The organism is Variovorax brevis (assembly GCF_030317105.1).
Classification (GTDB): Bacteria; Pseudomonadota; Gammaproteobacteria; order Burkholderiales; family Burkholderiaceae_C; genus Variovorax; species Variovorax brevis.
In genome coordinates, this window is the sequence record NZ_JASZYG010000009.1 from 1 (window position 1) to 19,478 (window position 19,478).

General features: G+C 64.0%; 29 protein-coding genes. 25 read left to right on the plus strand and 4 right to left on the minus strand.

Features of this window, described 5'->3' with window-relative positions:
- The 15 genes from QTI66_RS25805 to QTI66_RS25875 form a co-directional block, all read left to right on the plus strand.
- The coding region (locus QTI66_RS25805) for an EF-Tu C-terminal domain-related protein (protein ID WP_506555398.1) at window positions 1-238 on the plus strand (238 nt) is incomplete at its 5' end.
- A gap of 20 nt (window positions 239-258) precedes the next feature.
- The gene (gene rpsJ, locus QTI66_RS25810; RefSeq protein ID WP_028250951.1) at window positions 259-573 is read left to right on the plus strand and encodes a 30S ribosomal protein S10; all 315 of its coding nucleotides are present in this window, start codon (window positions 259-261) and stop codon (window positions 571-573) included.
- 261 nt (window positions 574-834) lie between these two features.
- Window positions 835-2,277: a hypothetical protein gene (locus QTI66_RS25815; RefSeq protein ID WP_286562960.1), complete on the plus strand. Its 1,443-nt coding sequence runs from the start codon at window positions 835-837 to the stop codon at window positions 2,275-2,277.
- Between the two features lie 11 nt (window positions 2,278-2,288).
- Window positions 2,289-2,813, plus strand: a complete 525-nt coding sequence (locus tag QTI66_RS25820) for a hypothetical protein (protein WP_286562962.1) — start codon at window positions 2,289-2,291, stop codon at window positions 2,811-2,813.
- A gap of 192 nt (window positions 2,814-3,005) precedes the next feature.
- Window positions 3,006-3,683 carry a 50S ribosomal protein L3 gene (gene rplC, locus QTI66_RS25825; RefSeq protein ID WP_286562964.1) on the plus strand — a complete coding sequence of 226 codons (678 nt, stop codon included), beginning with the start codon at window positions 3,006-3,008 and terminating at the stop codon, window positions 3,681-3,683.
- Complete coding sequence (rplD, locus tag QTI66_RS25830; RefSeq protein ID WP_286562965.1) at window positions 3,683-4,303, plus strand: 50S ribosomal protein L4; 621 nt, start codon at window positions 3,683-3,685, stop codon at window positions 4,301-4,303. The genes rplC and rplD overlap by 1 nt, the downstream gene beginning before the upstream one ends.
- A complete protein-coding gene (gene rplW, locus QTI66_RS25835; RefSeq protein WP_286562966.1) occupies window positions 4,300-4,635 on the plus strand; it encodes a 50S ribosomal protein L23 in 336 nt (111 codons plus the stop codon). Before rplD ends, rplW begins: the two co-directional genes overlap by 4 nt.
- 2 nt (window positions 4,636-4,637) lie before the next feature.
- Entirely contained in the window at window positions 4,638-5,462 is an 825-nt protein-coding gene (gene rplB, locus QTI66_RS25840) for a 50S ribosomal protein L2 (protein ID WP_286562967.1), read from the plus strand.
- A gap of 11 nt (window positions 5,463-5,473) precedes the next feature.
- Window positions 5,474-5,752 (plus strand): 30S ribosomal protein S19, encoded by a 279-nt coding sequence (rpsS, locus tag QTI66_RS25845; protein ID WP_007838132.1) that lies wholly within the window; start codon window positions 5,474-5,476, stop codon window positions 5,750-5,752.
- Between the two features lie 9 nt (window positions 5,753-5,761).
- The gene (gene rplV / locus QTI66_RS25850) at window positions 5,762-6,094 is read left to right on the plus strand and encodes a 50S ribosomal protein L22 (RefSeq protein ID WP_019657678.1); all 333 of its coding nucleotides are present in this window, start codon (window positions 5,762-5,764) and stop codon (window positions 6,092-6,094) included.
- A 16-nt stretch (window positions 6,095-6,110) separates the two neighbouring features.
- Window positions 6,111-7,010: a 30S ribosomal protein S3 gene (rpsC, locus tag QTI66_RS25855; RefSeq protein ID WP_286562968.1), complete on the plus strand. Its 900-nt coding sequence runs from the start codon at window positions 6,111-6,113 to the stop codon at window positions 7,008-7,010.
- Window positions 7,011-7,038: 28 nt separating this feature from the next.
- A complete protein-coding gene (gene rplP, locus QTI66_RS25860) occupies window positions 7,039-7,455 on the plus strand; it encodes a 50S ribosomal protein L16 (RefSeq protein WP_028250943.1) in 417 nt (138 codons plus the stop codon).
- A 65-nt stretch (window positions 7,456-7,520) separates the two neighbouring features.
- Window positions 7,521-7,724 carry a 50S ribosomal protein L29 gene (rpmC, locus tag QTI66_RS25865; RefSeq protein ID WP_286563210.1) on the plus strand — a complete coding sequence of 68 codons (204 nt, stop codon included), beginning with the start codon at window positions 7,521-7,523 and terminating at the stop codon, window positions 7,722-7,724.
- A 9-nt stretch (window positions 7,725-7,733) separates the two neighbouring features.
- Window positions 7,734-8,003, plus strand: coding sequence for a 30S ribosomal protein S17 (gene rpsQ, locus QTI66_RS25870; RefSeq protein WP_286562969.1), 270 nt, complete (start codon window positions 7,734-7,736; stop codon window positions 8,001-8,003).
- Window positions 8,004-8,086: 83 nt separating this feature from the next.
- Window positions 8,087-8,593, plus strand: a complete 507-nt coding sequence (locus QTI66_RS25875) for a peroxiredoxin (RefSeq protein WP_286562970.1) — start codon at window positions 8,087-8,089, stop codon at window positions 8,591-8,593.
- Window positions 8,594-8,604: 11 nt separating this feature from the next.
- On the opposite strand, the gene QTI66_RS25880 is transcribed toward QTI66_RS25875, so the two are convergent.
- Entirely contained in the window at window positions 8,605-9,195 is a 591-nt protein-coding gene (locus QTI66_RS25880; RefSeq protein ID WP_286562971.1) for a GNAT family N-acetyltransferase, read from the minus strand.
- The gene (locus QTI66_RS25885; RefSeq protein ID WP_286562972.1) at window positions 9,192-9,902 is read right to left on the minus strand and encodes a cytochrome b/b6 domain-containing protein; all 711 of its coding nucleotides are present in this window, start codon (window positions 9,900-9,902) and stop codon (window positions 9,192-9,194) included. Before QTI66_RS25885 ends, QTI66_RS25880 begins: the two co-directional genes overlap by 4 nt.
- A gap of 166 nt (window positions 9,903-10,068) precedes the next feature.
- Here QTI66_RS25885 and QTI66_RS25890 point away from each other — a divergent pair, with 166 nt between their 5' ends.
- Window positions 10,069-10,515: a c-type cytochrome gene (locus QTI66_RS25890; RefSeq protein ID WP_286562973.1), complete on the plus strand. Its 447-nt coding sequence runs from the start codon at window positions 10,069-10,071 to the stop codon at window positions 10,513-10,515.
- Between the two features lie 66 nt (window positions 10,516-10,581).
- Here the strand turns inward: QTI66_RS25890 and QTI66_RS25895 are convergent, their stop codons facing one another.
- Complete coding sequence (locus tag QTI66_RS25895) at window positions 10,582-11,079, minus strand: TlpA disulfide reductase family protein (RefSeq protein WP_286562974.1); 498 nt, start codon at window positions 11,077-11,079, stop codon at window positions 10,582-10,584.
- 97 nt (window positions 11,080-11,176) lie between these two features.
- Here QTI66_RS25895 and QTI66_RS25900 point away from each other — a divergent pair, with 97 nt between their 5' ends.
- The 9 genes from QTI66_RS25900 (at window position 11,177) to QTI66_RS25940 (ending at window position 18,560) form a co-directional block, all read left to right on the plus strand.
- Window positions 11,177-11,725, plus strand: coding sequence for a hypothetical protein (locus tag QTI66_RS25900; RefSeq protein ID WP_286562976.1), 549 nt, complete (start codon window positions 11,177-11,179; stop codon window positions 11,723-11,725).
- 88 nt (window positions 11,726-11,813) lie between these two features.
- Window positions 11,814-12,272, plus strand: coding sequence for a PTS sugar transporter subunit IIA (locus QTI66_RS25905; protein ID WP_286562977.1), 459 nt, complete (start codon window positions 11,814-11,816; stop codon window positions 12,270-12,272).
- A complete protein-coding gene (locus tag QTI66_RS25910) occupies window positions 12,241-12,510 on the plus strand; it encodes an HPr family phosphocarrier protein (protein WP_286562978.1) in 270 nt (89 codons plus the stop codon). Before QTI66_RS25905 ends, QTI66_RS25910 begins: the two co-directional genes overlap by 32 nt.
- A gap of 13 nt (window positions 12,511-12,523) precedes the next feature.
- Window positions 12,524-14,320, plus strand: a complete 1,797-nt coding sequence (gene ptsP, locus QTI66_RS25915) for a phosphoenolpyruvate--protein phosphotransferase (protein ID WP_286562980.1) — start codon at window positions 12,524-12,526, stop codon at window positions 14,318-14,320.
- A 169-nt stretch (window positions 14,321-14,489) separates the two neighbouring features.
- The gene (locus QTI66_RS25920; RefSeq protein WP_286562981.1) at window positions 14,490-14,945 is read left to right on the plus strand and encodes a Spy/CpxP family protein refolding chaperone; all 456 of its coding nucleotides are present in this window, start codon (window positions 14,490-14,492) and stop codon (window positions 14,943-14,945) included.
- Entirely contained in the window at window positions 14,938-15,411 is a 474-nt protein-coding gene (locus QTI66_RS25925) for a DUF4260 domain-containing protein (RefSeq protein WP_286562982.1), read from the plus strand. Before QTI66_RS25920 ends, QTI66_RS25925 begins: the two co-directional genes overlap by 8 nt.
- A gap of 49 nt (window positions 15,412-15,460) precedes the next feature.
- Window positions 15,461-16,153: a response regulator transcription factor gene (locus tag QTI66_RS25930; RefSeq protein ID WP_286562983.1), complete on the plus strand. Its 693-nt coding sequence runs from the start codon at window positions 15,461-15,463 to the stop codon at window positions 16,151-16,153.
- On the plus strand, window positions 16,150-17,523 hold the full coding sequence (locus QTI66_RS25935; RefSeq protein WP_286562984.1) for a HAMP domain-containing sensor histidine kinase: 1,374 nt from the start codon (window positions 16,150-16,152) through the stop codon (window positions 17,521-17,523). Before QTI66_RS25930 ends, QTI66_RS25935 begins: the two co-directional genes overlap by 4 nt.
- Complete coding sequence (locus QTI66_RS25940) at window positions 17,520-18,560, plus strand: NADP-dependent oxidoreductase (protein ID WP_286562985.1); 1,041 nt, start codon at window positions 17,520-17,522, stop codon at window positions 18,558-18,560. Before QTI66_RS25935 ends, QTI66_RS25940 begins: the two co-directional genes overlap by 4 nt.
- 9 nt (window positions 18,561-18,569) lie before the next feature.
- Here the strand turns inward: QTI66_RS25940 and QTI66_RS25945 are convergent, their stop codons facing one another.
- Entirely contained in the window at window positions 18,570-19,430 is an 861-nt protein-coding gene (locus tag QTI66_RS25945) for a DMT family transporter (RefSeq protein WP_286562986.1), read from the minus strand.
- Window positions 19,431-19,478 lie beyond the last annotated feature (48 nt).

The window sequence follows — 19,478 nt, forward strand, 5'->3', positions numbered from 1 at the left end:
AGGCGGCCGTCACACGCCGTTCTTCAACAACTACCGTCCGCAGTTCTACTTCCGCACGACGGACGTGACCGGCGCGATCGAGTTGCCCAAGGACAAGGAAATGGTCATGCCTGGCGACAACGTCAGCATCACCGTGAAGCTGATCAACCCGATCGCCATGGAAGAAGGCCTGCGTTTCGCCATCCGCGAAGGCGGCCGTACCGTGGGTTCGGGCGTCGTGGCCAAGGTCCTCGAATAAGCAGACAGGAAACAAGAGTCATGGCTACCAAGCAAAAGATCCGCATCCGCCTGAAGGCATTTGACTACAAGCTCATCGACCAGTCGGCCGCTGAAATCGTGGACACCGCCAAGCGCACCGGCGCCATCGTCAAGGGTCCCGTGCCCCTGCCGACGCGCATGAAGCGTTTCGACATCCTGCGTTCGCCCCACGTCAACAAGACGAGCCGCGACCAGTTCGAAATCCGCACGCACCAACGCCTGATGGACATCGTCGACCCGACGGACAAGACGGTGGACGCACTGATGAAGCTCGACCTGCCGGCTGGCGTCGACGTTGAAATCAAGCTGCAGTAATAAGTTCTAACGTTTTGATTCAAGCTCGACCACAGAAATGTGGTCGAGCTTTTTTTATTGCTATACGAATGTGGCATCCTTCCGTGAGCACTTCGGTGAAAGACGCTATCAAACTAAAAAAGGGAAATTGAGTTGATGAGCATGCGACTCGTAGTTCGGGCCCTGGTCCTGTGCGCCTTTCTCGCGGGCCTGGCTGGATGCGGGGGAGGGGGGGGTGGTTCAAGCGGGCATGGGGCGCCGACAACTCCGCTCAGCGGGGTCGTGACTTTCGACTACGTGCCCAATACGGATGGCGCCCTGAACTACGCGGCCACTTCAAAGAGGCCGGTTCGTGGCGCGTCGATTGAAGTGGTGGACGATGCCACGCACGAGGTGCTGGTCAACACAACGTCCGATGAAGCCGGTCGCTATGCGGCGACGGTACCCTCCAATGCGGTTGTCAGCATCCGCGTCAAGGCGCAAATGCTGCGAAAGGACGCTGGGGCGACCTGGGATGTCACTGTTCGTGACAACACGCGGGGCAACGCCATTTATGCCATGGAATCAGCCGCCTTCCGGACGCAGGGCACCGCGACTGCTCGCGACGTGCACGCGCCTTCGGGCTGGGGCGGAAGTCACTACACATCGCAGCGTGTCGCAGCGCCATTTGCCATTCTTGACACCATCTACACCACGATGAACAAGGTGACATCGGTGGCATCGGGGCTCGACTTTCCCAAGCTTCGCGTGCTCTGGAGCGAGCGCAACGTCGCCGGCGACGGCTCGGTGGAACTGGGGCAGATCGGCACCACATCGTTTTCGGACGACCCGACCGGACCGGTGATCTATGTGCTGGGAAAAGAGGATGTCGATACGGATGAGTACGACGCCTCCGTCATCGCGCACGAGTGGGGCCATTACTACCAGAAAGCTTTCAGCCGTGACGATTCGCCGGGCGGATCGCATGGCGCCGACGATCGACTGGATCGCCGCGTGGCCTTCTCGGAGGGTTGGGGCAATGCCTGGTCCGGCATTGCGCTCGGACGCAGCACTTACGCCGATTCCGCGGGCATTGGCCAAAGTCAGGATCGTGGCACCGTGGTGGACCTGTCTGCAGGCCCGTCCTCTGCCCCCGGTTGGTTCAAGGAGGCGTCGAGCCAGTCCATTCTTTGGGCCCTGAACGCCCAATGGGGCTTTCAGGCGATTCACAACGCCATGGCGGGTCCGCTGCGCACAACGCCGGGCGTGACCTCCATCCACGCATTCGCGACTGCTTACGCGGCGGCATTTCCATCAGGCACGGGAACCCTGATGTCGGCCCTTGGTGGCCAGTCCATCAGTGCGATGGTCGGGGATCCCTGGGGAATGCAGGAAACGAACGACGGTGGCATTCCCGAGGTGCTGCCGCTTTATCGGCCCGCTGCAGTTGGCGTTCCAACGTCCGCATGCGTTACCCAAGCGGCCGGGACGGGAAACAGGCTGGGCAACTTCACCTACTTGCGCTTCACGGTGCCGGCCAGCGGCATCTATCAGGTCACCGCAACAGGGCCCGCGGGCTCCGATCCTGACTTCTCGATCTATGCAGGCAGCAGGATGGCCGCCAGCGAGGGGTCGGGCGCCAGCGAGAGCGCCCAGGTCAGCCTTCCACAAGGGGAGGCCGTTCTTGTATTGAATGATGCGGCGGGCACGTCGGCCAACACCTGCTTCACCGTGACCATCAATTGAGGAACCAGGATATGCGCGCGCACCGGATGTGCCTTGTTTCGATGGTCCTGACGGCAGGAGTCATCGCCCAGAATGCCTCGGCGCGACCGGACGGCGCTTCCCTTGGCGTCGCCGATCCCGGCCAGCAGGCCGCATTCAAGCGCGCGCCCCAAAAAAGCAACGGGTCAGGCATCGACGTTCGATACCGCGTGGAGGGCACTCCGTCGGTCGGCAAGCCGACCATGGTCGTGATCGTGCTTTCCGGCGTCACGGATCCGGGCGGCGGATCGGTCTGGTTCACCGCCGATGCGAGCCTTGGACTGGACAGCAGCGCGGCGGCGACCACCCTGGAGGCCGGCCGAAGCATCACGCTGAACGTCACGGTGACTCCAAAAACCGATGGCGTCGCCTATCTGAACGTCTTCACGCGGCAGCGCGGCGCCCTCAGCGCGACCTCCATTGCCGTTCAGGCCGGCAGCACGCCACTGTCGCGCGCCTCCGGCGCGGTGAAGGACGACGTCGACGGCGAGAAGATCCTGCCCATGCAGGTGAAGTAGGCCGTTTCGGCACGACCCTTGCGTAAACCCTGACAGGCGGGCTATAATCCTTGGCTCTGCCTTTTTTGCGCCCACACGGGCGGCTGGCCATTTTGGGAAATCTGGTCAGCGCAGGGATTTATCAACCTTCTTTCGCATACCAAACGCTGTCGCCAATTGAAGTGGCAGCGGCGGAAGTTTTGGAGAAAACCAATGAGTCTGAGCAACTCCCTCGGGTTGCTGGGCCGCAAGGTGGGGATGATGCGTCTCTTCACCGATGACGGGGACGCAGTTCCTGTCACGGTGGTGGATGTGTCCAACAACCGCGTGACCCAGATCAAAACCCAAGAGACCGATGGCTACGTCGCACTGCAAGTGACGTTCGGCTCGCGCAAAGCATCGCGCGTCTCTAAGCCGCAAGCTGGCCACCTCGCCAAGGCAGGTGTCGAAGCTGGCGAAATCACCCAGGAATTCCGCGTCACCGCCGATGCGGCTGCCCAGCACAAGGCTGGCGGCTCGATCGCCGTGACCAGCGTGTTCTCCGTGGGCCAGAAGGTCGACGTGCAAGGCACCTCGATCGGCAAGGGCTTCGCAGGCACCATCAAGCGTCACAACTTCAAGTCGCAACGCGCGTCGCACGGTAACAGCCGTTCGCACAACGTTCCCGGCTCGATCTCGATGGCGCAGGATCCCGGCCGCGTGTTCCCTGGCAAGAAGATGTCGGGCCACCTCGGCGACGTCACCTGCACGACCCAGAACCTGGACGTGATCCGCATCGATGAAGCACGCCAACTGCTGCTCATCAAGGGCGCGATCCCCGGCTCCAAGGGCGGCTTCGTGACGGTTCGTCCGGCCATCAAGGCCAAGCCCGCTGCAGAAGGAGCGAAGTGATGCAACTCGAACTCCTGAACGAACAGGGTCAAGCCGCGTCGAAGTTCGACGCACCCGAAACCGTATTCGGTCGTGATTACAACGAAGACCTGGTCCACCAGATCGTCGTTGCCTATCAAGCCAATGCCCGCCAAGGCACGCGCGCCCAGAAGGACCGCGAGCAGGTCAAGCATTCGACCAAGAAGCCTTTCAAGCAAAAGGGAACGGGCCGCGCCCGTGCCGGTATGACGTCCTCGCCGCTGTGGCGCGGAGGCGGTCGTACCTTCCCGAACAGCCCGGAAGAAAACTTCACGCAAAAGATCAACAAGAAGATGTACCGCGCCGGCATGGCGTCCATCTTCTCGCAGCTCGCCCGTGAAGGCCGTCTGGCCGTGGTCGATTCGATCAAGGTCGACTCGCCCAAGACCAAGCCCCTCGCCGCCAAGTTCAAGGCCATGAATCTCGAGTCCGTGCTCGTGATCGCCGAAGAAGTCGACGAGAACCTGTACCTGGCTTCGCGCAACCTCGTCAACGTGCTCGTCGTCGAGCCGCGTTACGCGGATCCGGTGTCGCTGGTGCACTTCAAGAAGGTGCTGGTCACCAAGGGTGCCGTCGACAAGCTCAAGGAGATGTTCGCATGAGCCGCGTGAACCCCACCCCCGCACAACGTACGTTCGACGAAGGCCGGCTGATGTCGGTGCTGGTCGCCCCGATCGTGTCTGAAAAGGCAACGATGGTCGGCGAGAAGTCGAATTCCGTCACTTTCAAGGTGTTGCAAGACGCCACGAAGCCCGAGATCAAGGCCGCCGTCGAACTGATGTTCAAGGTCGAAGTCAAGGGTGTGTCCGTGCTCAACACCAAGGGCAAGACCAAGCGCTTTGGCAAGTCCATCGGCCGCCGCGACAATGTTCGCAAGGCCTATGTCACGCTCAAGCAGGGTCAAGAGCTCAACCTCGTCGGAGAGGGCGCTTAATCATGGCCGTCATCAAGATGAAACCCACTTCGCCGGGCCAACGCGGCGCGGTGAAGATCTCGCGTGATCACCTGTTCAAGGGTGCTCCGCACGCAGCCCTGCTGGAACCGCAATTCCAGAAGGCTGGCCGCAACAACAACGGCCACATCACCACCCGTCACAAGGGCGGTGGTCACAAGCACCACTACCGCGTTGTCGACTTCGTTCGCAACAAGGACGGCATCCCGGCCAAGGTCGAACGCATCGAGTACGACCCGAACCGTACGGCGCACATCGCGCTGGTGTGCTACGCCGACGGCGAGCGCCGCTACATCATCGCCCCGCGCGGTCTTGAGGCTGGTGCAACGCTGCTGAGCGGTTCGGAAGCCCCGATCCGCGCCGGCAACACGCTGCCGATCCGCAACATCCCGGTGGGTTCGACCATTCACTGCATCGAGCTGCAGCCTGGCAAGGGTGCGCAAATCGCGCGTTCGGCCGGCACGTCCGCAACCCTGCTGGCACGCGAAGGCGTGTACGCACAGGTTCGCATGCGCTCGGGTGAAGTTCGCAAGATCCACATCGAATGCCGCGCAACCATTGGTGAAGTGGCCAACGAAGAACACAGCCTGCGCCAGCTCGGCAAGGCCGGTGTGAAGCGTCACATGGGTATCCGCCCGACCGTTCGCGGCGTGGTGATGAACCCGGTCGACCACCCGCACGGTGGTGGCGAAGGCAAGACTGGCGAAGGCCGCCACCCGGTGGATCCGTGGGGCAACCTCACCAAGGGCTATCGCACCCGCAACAACAAGCGCACGCAAGTCTTCATCGTGTCGCGTCGCAAGAAGTAAGGGGATAGCACATGACTCGCTCTCTCAAAAAGGGTCCTTTCGTCGATCATCACCTCGTGGCCAAGGCCGACAAGGCGGTGACCACCAAGGACAAGAAACCGATCAAGACCTGGTCGCGTCGTTCGATGGTCCTGCCCGAGTTCATCGGCCTGACCATTGCCGTCCACAACGGCAAGCAACACGTGCCTGTGTACATCACCGATCAAATGGTCGGCCACAAGCTCGGCGAATTTGCGCTCACGCGTACGTTCAAGGGGCACCCCGCGGACAAGAAAGTCCAGAAGAAGTAAGGAACGACCATGTCTGAAACACGTGCAGTCCTCCGCGGAGTCCGCCTTTCGGTCGACAAGGGCCGTCTGGTCGCTGACCTGATCCGCGGCAAGAAGGTCGATCAAGCGCTCAACATCCTGCAATTCACGCAGAAGAAGGCCGCTGTGATCGTCAAGAAGGTGCTCGAGTCGGCGATTGCCAACGCCGAGCACAACGACGGTGCCGATATCGACGAACTGAAGGTCAAGACCATCTACGTCGAACAAGGCGCCACGCTCAAGCGCTTCACGGCCCGTGCAAAGGGTCGCGGCAATCGCATCAGCAAGCCCACGTGCCATGTGTACGTGACGGTTGGCAACTAAGTAGGCCTGGAAGACTATGGGACAAAAAATCCACCCGACCGGCTTCCGCCTTGCGGTCAGCCGCAACTGGTCCAGCCGCTGGTACGCCAATGACCGCGATTTCGCGGGCATGCTGGCCGAAGACATCAAGGTGCGCGAGTACCTGAAGAAGAAGCTCAAGAACGCGTCGGTATCGCGCGTCCTGATCGAGCGTCCCGCCAAGAACGCACGCATCACGATCTACTCGGCACGTCCGGGCGTCGTGATCGGCAAGAAGGGCGAAGACATCGAAAACCTCAAGCGCGACCTGGGCAAGCAGCTCGGCGTGCCGGTTGCGGTCAACATCGAAGAAGTGCGCAAGCCCGAAATCGATGCGCAACTGATCGCCGACAGCATCACGCAACAGCTCGAGAAGCGGATCATGTTCCGCCGCGCGATGAAGCGTGCCATGCAAAACGCCATGCGTCTGGGTGCCCAAGGCATCAAGATCATGTCGTCGGGTCGTCTGAACGGCATTGAAATCGCTCGTTGCGAGTGGTACCGCGAAGGTCGCGTGCCGCTTCACACGCTGCGCGCCGACATCGACTACGGCACCTCGGAAGCCAAGACCACGTACGGCGTCATCGGCGTCAAGGTCTGGGTCTACAAGGGCGACACGCTGGGTCGCAACGACCTGCCCGCCGTCGAAACGCCGCGTCCTGAAGAAGAGCGTCGCCCGCGTGGCCCGCGCCGTGATGGCCGCCCGGGTGGCGACCGTCCCGGTTCGGACCGTCGTGGTCCGCGCCCCGGTGCCCGTGGCCCGATCGGTGGCAACACCGCTCCGGCCGATGGCAGCGACAAGCCCGCCGAAGCAGGTGGTGCAGACTCGAAACCCGCCGTTAAGCGCGTCCGCAAAGCCGCGCCAGCTGCAGCAGCTGACGGTGCCAAGAGCGAGTGATCGCTCTTAGAACTACGGAGTAAACAACATGCTGCAACCTGCACGCAGAAAGTTCCGCAAGGAACAAAAGGGCCGCAACACCGGCATCGCGACACGCGGCAACGCCGTGTCGTTCGGTGACTTCGGCCTGAAGTCGATCGACCGCGGCCGCCTGACGGCCCGCCAGATCGAAGCCGCTCGTCGCGCGATTTCGCGTCACGTCAAGCGCGGTGGCCGCATCTGGATTCGTGTGTTCCCCGACAAGCCGATCTCCCACAAGCCCGCAGAAGTGCGGATGGGTAACGGCAAGGGCAACCCCGAGTACTACGTGGCTGAAATCCAGCCCGGCAAGGTGATTTACGAGATCGTCGGCGTGCCCGAAGAACTCGCTCGCGAAGCGTTCCGCCTGGCTGCCGCCAAGCTGCCGCTGCGCACCACCTTCGTTGCTCGCCAGCTCGGCGCTTGATCCAGGAGAACATGAACATGGCAACCGGATCCCGCAAGAAGACCGCCAAGGCCGCTCCGGCCAAGGTGTCGAAAGCCGCCGCACTGCGCGAAAAAGACGTCGCTGGCCTGCAAACCGAAATCAAGGACCTGCAAAAGGCCCATTTCGGCCTGCGCATGCAAAAGGCGACGCAGCAACTGACGAACCTGTCGACGTTGCGCGTCACGCGCCGCGACATCGCTCGCGCCAAAACCATTCTTGCCCAAAAGCAAGACCAAGCCGCCAAGTAAGGAGTGAACATGACGGAACCTAAAAAATCCCTCAAGCGCACCTTGATCGGCAAGGTGGTCAGCGACAAGCGTGAAAAGACCGTGACCGTGCTGGTCGAGCGTCGTGTGAAGCACGAGCTCTACGGCAAGATCGTGGCCAAGACGAGCAAGTACCACGCCCATGACGAAAAGGGCGAGTTCCACCTCGGCGACATCATCGAAATCACGGAAAGCCGTCCGATCTCGAAGTCGAAGAACTGGGTGGTGACGCGTCTGGTCGAGAAGGCTGCAGTCGTCTGACCGCACCCTGATCTCGCGCCTTCAACGGCACAAGCAAAAACGGCCCACAATGTGGGCCGTTTTTCTTTTTTGGAGCACCACACATGATCAAGGTTGGCGACACCCTTCCCCAAGCCACATTGCAGGAATACTCGGAAGTCGAGGGCGAAGGCTGCAGCATCGGTCCGAACCCGGTCGACACGACCAAGGCGGCGGCCGGCAAGACGATTGCCCTGTTCGCGCTGCCCGGTGCCTTCACGCCAACATGCTCCGTCAAGCACGTGCCGGGCTACGTCGAGCAATACGACGACCTGAAGGCCGCCGGCGTTGATGAAATCTGGTGCGTGAGCGTCAACGACGCTTTCGTGATGGGCGCTTGGGCGCGCGAGCAGAAGACCGGCACCAAGGTCCGCATGCTGGCCGACGGAAGCGCTGACTTCGCCAAGGCGACCGGCCTGACGCTGGACCTCACCAGCCGCGGCATGGGCCTGCGCAGCAACCGCTACTCGATGCTCGTCAAGGACGGCAAGGTTGCGGCGCTCAATGTGGAAGGCCCCGGCAAGTTTGAAGTGAGCGACGCTGCGACGTTGCTGGCACAAGCCCGCGGCTAGTCCAGTTCGGGCTAAAGCTCGACCTTGAGGTAGTGCGACCCGGCAATCGGGTTGTGATAGTAGGGCGGCACTTCCTCGAAGCCCAGTTCCTCGTAGAGGGTCCGGGCGGCTTCCATGTCGTCGAGCGTGTCGAGCAGGACGCAGGCGTAGCCTGCGCTGCGCGCCGCGTCCAGGACTGCTTCGACAAGCTGGCGTCCGAGGCCCATGCTGCGGTAGGCGGGTCGCACGTACAGCCGCTTCATCTCCGCTGCGTTGGGATAATCTGCCGAATCCAGCGGCCTCAGCGCGCAGCAGCCCATGACATGCGAAGTCCGGCCGCCGCCGCGCTGGAGCAACACGCGCGGATCGTCGGGAATCCCGGCGGGCACCTGCGACGAATCCATCAAGGCGAGCACCAACGCGCCCCGGGGCTCCGCATAGTCGCCCGGAAGGCTGGCAAGCTCTTCTTCGAAATGCTGGAAGCACAGGTCCACGTTGAGCGAATGGGCATAGTCTTCGAAGATGGCGCGCGTCGCCCTCAACTCGTGCGCCTCATCGGGCGTGACGATGGCAACGTTGGGTGCTTCCGCCAGTGGCAGCGGACGGGAAACCGAGAAGCTCATACGCGAAGCGAAGCAATCCAGTAAGAGAAGCCTGCGCAAACGGCGAAGACCATCAGCGCAACCATGCGCGATGCCGTGTCATCCCGGCTGGGCATGGCGCGGTGTGACACGAGCTTGTCGCCCAAGACCATCGGCCGCACCAGGCGATGGCGCCGCACGAGCACGTAAAACAGGACGGCGGCCACATGCATGCACACAAGCGCCAGGATGATCCACTTGCCCACCTGACTGTGCCATCCACTCGCCAGGCTCACAGTGGCGTTGGAGACGAAACGGGTCAGCGGCCCGGACGACGCAATCTCGTCATCGGACACCAGGCCCGTTGCCACCTGCAGGATCAACAGGCCCAGCAGTGCAAAAACGGAGAGCGCCCCCAGCGGCGTATGCCCCACCAGATGATCCGGGTGCGACTGCCCCCGCAGGTAGGCCGACAGGGATGACGGTGCATAGATGAATGCGGCAAAACGAGACCAGCGTCCGCCGATGAAGCCCCAGATCACGCGAAACACCAGCAACGCCAGGACAAGATGGCCCACGCGGAAGTGCCACTCCATGATGCCGGCCGAGCCCGTGACGACCTGCGAAATCACGGCCGCCGCCAACGTCCAGTGAAACAGGCGCGTCGGCAGGTCCCAGACCCGTATCCGGAGCGTCGGCGCCGCTTCAAGGTCGGCAAAGCCCGTCGGTAGGGCGGAGGGGTCGGACATGTCGTCGAAAACGCGAGCGACGCGGCAGTGGACAGACACGCAGATTAGCAAAAGCACAGCCGCGCGGAGACCGGGATTGTTTCTATGCGCTTCTGCCGGGCGCCGCCTACACTTGATGCGCCCCGTGCACCGTGCGGGTGCGAACCAGAAAAAGGGGACAACCACGATGATCCGCTTCGCTTCGCTCCTGCTGGCTGGTGCCGGCGCGCTTCTGGCGATTCCGGCCTCGGCCCAGTTTGCCAAGACGGAAGACGCCATCCACTATCGCCAGTCCGCAATGACCATCCAGGGAACACACTTCGGGCGCATTGGCGCCATGGTGAACGGTCGCGTTCCCTACGACGCCGCCGCGGCGGTGGCCAATGCGGAAATCATGGCCGTTGTCGTCAAGCTTCCGTGGCAGGGATTCGGCCCGGGAACGGAGGGCGGCAAGGCCAAGCCGGAGATCTGGAAGGAACAGGCGAAATTCAAGGAAATCAGCGACAAGCTGGTGGTGGAGGTCGACAAGCTCCTGGTGGCCGCCAAAGGGGGCAACCTCGACGCGCTCAAGGCCCAGTTCGCCCAGACGGGCGACACCTGCAAGTCCTGCCACGACGCGTTCCGCAACAAGTAAAAAAGGCGCCGAAGTCGGCGCCTTGTCTATCTGGGCCGCATTGGGCCCGGTGGATGTGCCGAAGCCTCACGCCTCGGCCAACAGCTTTTCGATCAGCTTGTGCAGTTCGGCAAAGTCGGGCTCGCCCACATAGCGCTTGACGATTTCGCCGCGCTTGTTCACCAGATAGCTCGTGGGCGTGAGTTGAACTTCGCCCCAGGCTTGTGCCACCGCACCCGTGTTGTCGATGGCCACCTTGAACGGCAGCTTGCGCGTCTCAGTGAAGTTCACCACGTAGCTCGGCGGGTCGTAGCTCATGGCCACCGCCACCGTGTCGTAGCCCTTGGCCTTGTACTTGTCGTAGGTGGCGATGACCTTGGGCATCTCGGCCACGCAGGTGACGCAACTGGTCGCCCAGAAATTGACCAGCGTGACCTTGCCCTTGAGGTCTTCGGTGCTCTTCTTGCTGCCATCGAGCAGCACAAAAGTCGATGCCGGTGCCGCCGAAACGCCCGTGTTCAGGTAGACGCCCACGCCGACGGCCAGTGCGATGGCGGTAGCGGCGGCAATGACGACTTTTTTCATGGTGCTCGTATCGAGGGGTGAAGCCGATTTTAGTTCCCTTCCACGTCAAGCGTCCCGCGCAGGGCCTTGCGTTGCGGCAGCACATAATCGCTCCCCCATGTCCCTCTTTGCCCGCTGGTACGCACTCCTTGTCTTGACGGTTCCGGGTTTTGCAATGGTCGCGTGCAGCCCGGTGTTCAACTGGCGCGAAACATCGCTCGAAGGCGCGGACCTCGTCGCGCTGCTGCCCTGCAAGCCGGACCGGGCCAGCCGCGACCTGCCGCTCGGCAGCGAAGCAGTTCACGTCACCATGGCCGGCTGCGAAGCGGGTGATGCGACCTTCGCCGTGGCGCATGCCAGCGCCAGCGATGCAACGCAAGCGCAAAACTGGCTTGCGGCATGGCACGCACAGGCCCTCTCGCAATGGCAAGGCGCGCAGATCGATGAAGCACCGGCCACCGTCCTGCGGGCCGCAACGGCGCCGCCGCCGGTTCAATTCGCCGCGAGCCGACAGGCGCCCGATGGCCGCACCGCACAGGTGCGCACCGTCTGGTTCGCGCAGACGGGCCGCAATGGCCGCGTGTCGGTCTATCAGGCCACCGTGCTGGGAACCCCGTCAGCCAAAGATGCTGCCACGACGTTCTTTGAAGGTCTGCGACTGCCATAAGTCTCATCCTGCGACACCCGGCACGCCAGCGGGCCCTACCATCCGCCAACTGCCGCCTCATAATCGAAGCGACCGCGTCCCGCACTGCATGAACAGCATCCTCGTCATCGCTCACGCTCCATTGGCGCATGCACTGCGCCAGTGCGCCTTGCATGTCTTTCCGGACTGCGAGCAGGACATTGCTGCCATCGACGTGCAACCCAACGTGTCGCCCGAAGAAACATTGGCTGCCGCGCGCATCACGCTGGCGCAGTTGCTCGGCCGTTCGCCACGCTCCAGGGTGCTGGTGCTGGCCGACGTGTTCGGTGCAACGCCTTGCAACGTGGCACAAAAGCTGGTCGACGGCGTGCATTCCAAGCTGGTGGCAGGCGTCAACCTGCCCATGCTGCTTCGCGCCGTCACGTATCGGCACGAACCGCTGGATGCCCAGGTCCAGCGCGCCATCGCGGGCGGCACATCGGGTGTCATGCAGGTTGCGGTCGCGGCACCCCAGAATCAGGCGAGAAGAAAACACAGTGATCAAGACATCCGTGACCATCAGCAATAAGCTCGGCTTGCATGCACGCGCATCGGCCAAGCTCACCAAGATTGCAGGGAGCTTCCCGTGCGAAGTGTGGATTTCCCGAGGCGACCGACGTGTCAATGCCAAGAGCATCATGGGTGTCATGATGCTGGCGGCCGGCATGGGCGTGACGGTCGACATCGAGACCAACGGCGATCAGGAGCAACAGGCGATGGATGCCCTCGTGACCCTGATGAACGACAAGTTCGGCGAAGGCGAATGACGACGGAGGCTGCATGACGCTGTCGGTCCACGGTCTACCGGTCGCTCGGGGCATTGCCATCGGGCGAGCGGTGATGGTGGTGTCCAGCCGCATCGATGTCGCCCACTATTTCATCAAGCCCACGGAGGTCGATACCGAAATCGACCGGGTGCGCGTCGCACGCGACGCTGTTGCCGAAGAGCTGCATCGCTTGCAGGTCAGCGTCGGCCAGATGGGTCCCAACGATGCCCCGCACGAACTGGCAGCCCTGCTCGACGTGCACCTGATGCTCTTGCAGGACGAAGCCCTCACCGGCGGCGTCAAGCACTGGATCACCGAACGCCTCTACAACGCGGAGTGGGCGCTAACCACCCAGCTCGAAATCATCGCGCGCCAGTTCGACGAGATGGAGGACGAGTACCTGCGTGAGCGCAAGGCCGACCTCGAGCAGGTGGTTGAGCGCATGCTCCATCGCATGAAGGGCACCGCCGCGGTGCTTGCGCCCTCGCCCCCGCGGCGCAAGCAAAAGCACCACGATGACGACGGCAGCGACCCGATGTCAGGCGATGCCATTGACGCGCCGCTCGTGCTCATTGCGCACGACCTGTCGCCGGCCGACATGCTGCAGTTCAAGAAGAGCGTGTTTGCCGGCTTCGTGACGGACGCCGGCGGGCGCACGTCGCACACCGCCATCGTGGCGCGCAGCATGGACATACCGGCCGTCGTGGGTGCGCGCACCGCGAGCCAGCTGGTGCGGCAGGACGACTGGGTCATCATCGATGGCGATTCGGGTGTCGTCATCGTCGATCCTTCCCCGATCATCCTGGCGGAGTACGGCTTCAAGCAGCGGCAGGGCGAACTGGAGCGCAGCCGCCTGTCGCGCCTTCGCCATAAGCCGGCCGTCACGCTCGACGGACAGCGCATCGACCTGCTGGCCAACATCGAAATGCCGGAAGACACCATTGGCGCCGTCAAGGCTGGCGCGGTGGGCGTGGGGCTGTTTCGCAGCGAGTTTCTTTTCATGGGGCGCGAGGCGCAGCAACTCACGCGCTTGCCCAACGAGGAAGAGCAATACCAGGCGTACAAGCGGGCGGTGGAAGGCATGCAGGGCATGCCGGTGACCATCCGCACCATTGACGTGGGCGCAGACAAGCAGCTCGACGGCAAGTCGTCGCGCGAAGAGTCCCACCTCAATCCGGCGCTGGGCCTGCGCGCCATTCGCTGGAGCCTGGCCGATCCGTCGATGTTTTTGACGCAGCTGCGCGCCATCCTGCGCGCGTCTTCGCATGGCGAGATCAACCTGCTGATTCCCATGCTGGCGCATGCGAGCGAGATTCGCCAGACGCTCAGCTTGCTCGACTTCGCGCGGGCCGAACTGGACAACCGCGGTGCCGTCTACGGCAACCTCAAGGTCGGCGCGATGATCGAGATTCCCGCGGCGGCGCTCACGCTGCGCACCTTCCTGAAGCACTTCGACTTTCTCTCGATCGGCACCAACGACCTGATCCAGTACACGCTGGCCATCGACCGTTCCGACGAGGCGGTGGCGCACCTTTACGACCCCGCGCATCCGGCCGTGTTGCGACTGGTCGCCGACACCATTGCCGAGTGCCGGCGCCAAGGCAAGCCTGTGAGCGTCTGCGGCGAAATGGCCGGCGACGTCATGTTTACTCGCCTGCTGCTGGGCTTGGGCTTGCGCAGCTTTTCCATGCACCCGTCGCAAATCCTGGCAGTCAAGCAGGAAGTGCTGCGTGCGGACATCAGCAAGCTGGAAGCGTGGGCGCAGGAAGTGATCGAGTCCGAAGACCCCGCCGCCGCCATCGCGCGTTGAATGACGCTCACCCCGAGGGGGCGAGGTTTCGCGAGACGCGGTGAAGCTCTGTTGAGGCGACATGAGCCTTCGCCGCAATAAAACGAAATAAACCGAAACCGCGGCGAAAGGACTTCAGGCCGCGCCGCCAGCACCATCGAGTCTTCCAAACCCAACGAGGAAGACTCTCATGAAACCCTGGATCAAACGCTCCCTTTTCGGCTTTGCCGGCGCCGCGCTCATCGCGGGCAGCATCGGCGGCTGCGCGGCACACCGCTATGGGTGGAACGGCAATTCGGCCGAGTTCCGCGCCAAGGTGGTCGAGCGCGTGGGCAGCAAGCTCGACCTCGACGCGTCGCAAAAGCAGAAGCTCTCGGTGCTGACCGAGAAACTGCAGGCCCAGCGCGAAGCCGTTCGCGGCGGCGGCGACCCGCGCGTGCAGTTTCGCCAACTCTTTGCAGGCGACAAGCTCGACCAGGCAGGCGCCGCCAAGCTGATCGACGAGAAGACCACCGCCGTTCGCAACGGAAGCGCCGAGGTCATTGCCGCCGCGGCGGACTTCTTCGACAACCTGAACCCGACACAGCAGGCGAAGATCCGCGAGTTCATGGAACGCGGTCGCGGACATTGGGGCCATCGTGGCTGATGCTCTCAAGGCAGGCCCACGCGCGTGGGCGACGTCAGGCGCGCGCAGCGTGGCCGCGCGCTCGCACGCCGTGCAAGGCGAAGCGGGCGCGGTCACGGGTGGGCCGCGCAGCTTGCTGCGACTCGAAGGCGCCGTCATCCTGCTCGCCGCGGCCGTTGCGTACACGCAATTCGGCGCAGGCTGGGGCCTGTTTGCCGCGCTGTTCCTCGTGCCGGACCTTGCGCTGCTGGCCTACTTCGCCGGCCCGCGCCAGGGCGCCGCGACGTATAACGCCATGCACTCGACCATCGGACCTGCCGCGCTGATCGCCTTGGGCGCGATGGGAGACACGCCGCTGGCGCTCGCCATCGGCCTCATCTGGCTGGCGCACGTCGGACTGGACCGTGCGCTCGGCTTCGGACTCAAGTACGACAAGGGATTTAGCTACACGCACCTGGGCCCGGTCGGCCCGGTCGATCCGTGGTGATCCGCGCAAAAAGCCGCGTGCGCTGCAAGCCGTGACAGAGAATCGCGCCATGCCACGCATCCTGCTGATCGACGACGACGAGCATCTGGCCGCCCCCCTGGCCAGCTACTTCGCGCGCTTCGACTACGCACTCGACAGCGCGACCCGGCCCAGCGAAGGCCTGGCAAAACTGCGCGCCGGAAACTACGACGCTGCCATCCTCGATGTCATGTTGCCCGAGATGGATGGCTTCGCACTGTGCCGCGAGATCCGCAAGGTAAGCGACATTCCCATCGTCATGCTCACCGCCCGCGGCGAGGTGATGGACCGCGTCGTCGGGCTCGAACTGGGCGCGGACGACTACCTGCCCAAGCCCTTCGAGCCGCGCGAACTGGTGGCGCGCGTGCAGACCATCCTGCGTCGCCAGCGCGTGGCGCCGCCCGCCGACGCTGTCACTTCGCGCCGCGTGTTTGACGGACTGGCCATCGACCTCGACAAGCGGGAGGTCTTGCGCCAAGGCGAGCGCATCGAGCTGACCGGCACCGAATTCGAACTGCTCGCCTTGCTGGCCGGCGAGCCCGGCAAGGTCTTCAGCCGGGACGACATCCTGAACCGCCTGCGCGGCCACGAGGCCGAGCTCTACACCCGCGCGGTCGACATCGTCGTGAGCCGTCTGCGCAAGAAACTCGAGCCGCTCGATTGCATCAAGACCCTGCGCAACGCCGGCTACACGCTTGCCGTGGGAAAGAGCGGCCCGGCGTGAGGCATCGGGGGCAGCACGCGGACAAGCGTCACTGGCGCCGTCGCTGGCGCCACTCGCTGCGCCTGCGGCTGGTCACGATGTTTGTCCTGCTGGCGCTGGCGATGACCGCCGTGTTCGTCGTGGGCATGCAGAGCACGATCGCCAGCGGATGGCGCGATGCCGGACGGCCGTTGATTGCCGACTATGTCGACCGCCTGGTCGCGGAAATCGGCACACCGCCCGACGTCGCACGCGCGCAGGCCTTGGTCGACCGGCTGCCCATCTCCATACGCATCCAGGGTCCGACGGTGAACTGGGATTCCCATCCGGGACGCATGCAAAGGCGCGGCTTCGAATCACGCGCCAGCGAGACCTTCAGCCGCACCACCGCGGACGGCCATCGCATCAGCTTTGGCCTCGGCACGCTGCCGTGGCAACGTGGCCCGCATGGGGTGGGCTGGCTCACGCTGGGCGCGCTGCTGTTGCTCATCGTGGTCGCCTATGCCTACGTGCGACGGCTGCTGCGGCCGCTCGATGACATCGGTGCGGGTGCGCAACGCTTTGGCCGCGGCGAGTTCGACCAGTCCATCCCCATCCGCCGGCACGACGAGCTGGGCGACCTTGCGATGCGCATCAACACGATGGCGCGCGACATCGAAGGCATGCTCGATGCCAAACGCGCGCTGTTGCTGGCACTGAGCCATGAATTGCGGTCACCCCTCACGCGCGCCCGTCTCAACGCCGAGCTGCTGCCCAACACGCCGGAGGGCCAGACCGAGCGCGAAGCCCTGTTGCGCGACCTGGCCGAGATGCGCGACCTGATCAGCGACCTGCTCGAAAGCGAGCGGCTCGCCAGTCCGCACGCGGCCTTGCACCGTGAAGACGTGGACCTCGCTGCGCTGGCACGAGACGTGGTCGCGGACCTCCCGCAGGCCGCCAGCACGACCCTGGACCTGGCCCCCGACGTGCCGCTACTTGCACTGGACCGCACCCGCATGCGACTGCTGCTGCGCAACCTGCTGGACAACGCATGGCGCCACGGCGCGGGCGCCACGCAGCCGCCGTGTCTTTCGCTGCGCCGCGTCGACAATGCGGCCGTCGAGATCGAGGTTCGCGATTTCGGCCCCGGCGTCAGCGAAGCGCAGCTCGAACGCCTCGCCGAGCCCTTCTTTCGCGCCGACAGTGCCCGCCAGCGCGCGACGGGTGGCGTGGGGCTGGGCATGTACCTGTGCAGGCTGGTCGCCCAGGCACACGGTGGCACCTTCACGCTGAGAAACGCGCAGCCGGGCTTGTCGGTGCTGGTGCGGCTGTCGCTTGCGCAACCGTCGCCAGGCCAAGGTGCCGATACGATGCGTTCCCGAGCTTTCCGTGCACAAGGAGACACCGCATGAGCACCGCCACCGACACCACCAACCACCAGATCCGCCTTGCCAAGCGCCCCGAGGGCACGCCCACCCGCGACAACTGGTCCTACACCACCGAACCGGTGGGCGAGCCGGCCGACGGTGGCGTGCTGGTCAAGACACTGTCGCTGTCGCTCGACCCCGCCATGCGCGGCTGGATGAATGAAGGCAAGAGCTACATCCCGCCCGTCGAGATCGGCGCCGTGATGCGCGCAGGCGGCGTCGGCCGCGTGGTGGCGTCGCGCAATCCCGACTTCGCCGTCGGCGACACGGTGTACGGCACGCTCGGCGTGCAGGCATACATGCTGGTGGCCAAGGAAGAGATCAAGCGCAACGGCCTGGTGAAGATCGACCTGCGCGCCGGCTCCATCGGCCAGTGGCTCAACGTGCTGGGCATGCCGGGCATGACCGGCTATTTCGGCCTCATGGACGTCGGCCAACCCAAAGAGGGCGACACCGTGGTGGTGTCCGGCGCGGCTGGTGCCGTCGGCCAGACCGTGGGCCAACTGGCCAAAATCAAGGGCTGCCGCGTGGTCGGCATTGCCGGTGGCCAAGCCAAGTGCGACTGGGTGGTCAAGGAGTTGGGCTTTGACGCCTGCATCGACTACAAGGCCGGTGCCGCCGCCGTGCGCGAAGGACTGAAGGCGCACTGCCCCAAGGGTGTCGACATCTATTTCGACAACGTGGGCGGCGACATCCTGGACATTGTGCTCGCCAAACTGGCGCGGGGCGCACGCATCATCATCTGCGGCGCGATCAGCCAGTACAACAACACGACGCCGGTGCAGGGACCCAAGAACTACCTCAGCCTGCTGGTCAATCGTGCGCGCATGCAGGGCATCGTCGTGTTCGACTACGCCGACCGCTATCACCTGGCGGTGGCCGAACTCGCCGGCTACCTCAAGGACGGCCGCATGAAGAGCCGCGAAGACACGGTCGAAGGCCTCGATACTTTTCCCGAAGCGCTGCTGCGCCTGTTCACGGGCGAGAACTTCGGCAAGCTGGTGCTGAAGGTCGCGGACTGAGTCGCCCAGTCAACGCGCGCGCGTGCCCATCACGGCGGCGGAGATGATCATCGCCGCCGCCAGCGCGATGGTCCAGCTCAGCGGGCGATGCGTGACGAGCAGCAGCAGCGCCGTGGACGCCAGCGGCGTGATGTAGCTCAGGATGCCGATCTGGCGCGCATCGCCGCGCTTGAGCGCCATGTCCCAAAAGAAGAAGGCGGCCCCCAGCGGGCCCAGGCCGCAGAGCACGACCAGCAGCCAGTCGCGCCCGGACATCGCAGCGGACGGCTCCAGCAGCGCATGGCAGGCCAGCGAGAGCGCGCCAGACACCAATCCGAAAAGGCCGATCGCCGCCGTTGGAAAGGCGCGCACCCGCTGGGTCCACAGCGAGTAACTCGCCCAGATGAAAGCCGAGCCCAGTGCAGGCAGGAAGCCCCAGTACTGCGTGGCCGCGCCCGTCGCGTCTGCTGCACCTGAGCCGCCGCGTGCGCCAAGAATGGCGATGGCCGCGCCCGCAAAACCCAAAAGCGCCGCCACGACGTGCACCGCCCGCAGCGACACGCCCCGCAACAGCAGCGGCGCGAAGACCACCATGAACAACGGCCACAGGTAGTTCACCAGGTTGGCTTCCACGGGCGGCGCATGCCGCAACGCGATGAAGAGCAGGAAGTGAAAACCGAAGAGGCCGTAGATGCCGAGCGCCAGCGTGGACGCAGGCACGGCCCACGCCTTGCGGTCCTTCAGCACCAGCGGCCAGCTCATGACGCTCCCGATGACCAGGGCCAAGCCTGTCAGCAGGAAGGGAGGCAAATGAGAGAGCGCGGTGCCGAGCGAGGCGAGAGTGGCCCACAGCGCGATGGCAGCAAGGGCGAAGAGGGTGGATGAAGACATGAGCGCGCGAGCTTAATCCGTGCGCTCCGCGGCACACCGCGTCAACGG

Coding starts and splice junctions, on each gene's coding strand:
- rplV (WP_019657678.1), top strand. CDS start 5,762: ATGTCTGAAACACGTGCAGTCCTCCGCGGAGTCCGCCTTTCGGTCGAC.
- QTI66_RS25945 (WP_286562986.1), bottom strand. CDS start 19,430: ATGTCTTCATCCACCCTCTTCGCCCTTGCTGCCATCGCGCTGTGGGCC.
- rplB (WP_286562967.1), top strand. CDS start 4,638: ATGGCCGTCATCAAGATGAAACCCACTTCGCCGGGCCAACGCGGCGCG.
- QTI66_RS25895 (WP_286562974.1), bottom strand. CDS start 11,079: ATGAAAAAAGTCGTCATTGCCGCCGCTACCGCCATCGCACTGGCCGTC.
- rplW (WP_286562966.1), top strand. CDS start 4,300: ATGAGCCGCGTGAACCCCACCCCCGCACAACGTACGTTCGACGAAGGC.
- QTI66_RS25880 (WP_286562971.1), bottom strand. CDS start 9,195: ATGAGCTTCTCGGTTTCCCGTCCGCTGCCACTGGCGGAAGCACCCAAC.
- rpsS (WP_007838132.1), top strand. CDS start 5,474: ATGACTCGCTCTCTCAAAAAGGGTCCTTTCGTCGATCATCACCTCGTG.
- rplD (WP_286562965.1), top strand. CDS start 3,683: ATGCAACTCGAACTCCTGAACGAACAGGGTCAAGCCGCGTCGAAGTTC.
- rplC (WP_286562964.1), top strand. CDS start 3,006: ATGAGTCTGAGCAACTCCCTCGGGTTGCTGGGCCGCAAGGTGGGGATG.
- QTI66_RS25890 (WP_286562973.1), top strand. CDS start 10,069: ATGATCCGCTTCGCTTCGCTCCTGCTGGCTGGTGCCGGCGCGCTTCTG.
- QTI66_RS25820 (WP_286562962.1), top strand. CDS start 2,289: ATGCGCGCGCACCGGATGTGCCTTGTTTCGATGGTCCTGACGGCAGGA.
- rpsQ (WP_286562969.1), top strand. CDS start 7,734: ATGACGGAACCTAAAAAATCCCTCAAGCGCACCTTGATCGGCAAGGTG.
- QTI66_RS25885 (WP_286562972.1), bottom strand. CDS start 9,902: ATGTCCGACCCCTCCGCCCTACCGACGGGCTTTGCCGACCTTGAAGCG.
- rpsC (WP_286562968.1), top strand. CDS start 6,111: ATGGGACAAAAAATCCACCCGACCGGCTTCCGCCTTGCGGTCAGCCGC.
- QTI66_RS25920 (WP_286562981.1), top strand. CDS start 14,490: ATGAAACCCTGGATCAAACGCTCCCTTTTCGGCTTTGCCGGCGCCGCG.
- QTI66_RS25905 (WP_286562977.1), top strand. CDS start 11,814: ATGAACAGCATCCTCGTCATCGCTCACGCTCCATTGGCGCATGCACTG.
- QTI66_RS25900 (WP_286562976.1), top strand. CDS start 11,177: ATGTCCCTCTTTGCCCGCTGGTACGCACTCCTTGTCTTGACGGTTCCG.
- QTI66_RS25940 (WP_286562985.1), top strand. CDS start 17,520: ATGAGCACCGCCACCGACACCACCAACCACCAGATCCGCCTTGCCAAG.
- QTI66_RS25930 (WP_286562983.1), top strand. CDS start 15,461: ATGCCACGCATCCTGCTGATCGACGACGACGAGCATCTGGCCGCCCCC.
- rplP (WP_028250943.1), top strand. CDS start 7,039: ATGCTGCAACCTGCACGCAGAAAGTTCCGCAAGGAACAAAAGGGCCGC.
- QTI66_RS25875 (WP_286562970.1), top strand. CDS start 8,087: ATGATCAAGGTTGGCGACACCCTTCCCCAAGCCACATTGCAGGAATAC.
- rpsJ (WP_028250951.1), top strand. CDS start 259: ATGGCTACCAAGCAAAAGATCCGCATCCGCCTGAAGGCATTTGACTAC.
- ptsP (WP_286562980.1), top strand. CDS start 12,524: ATGACGCTGTCGGTCCACGGTCTACCGGTCGCTCGGGGCATTGCCATC.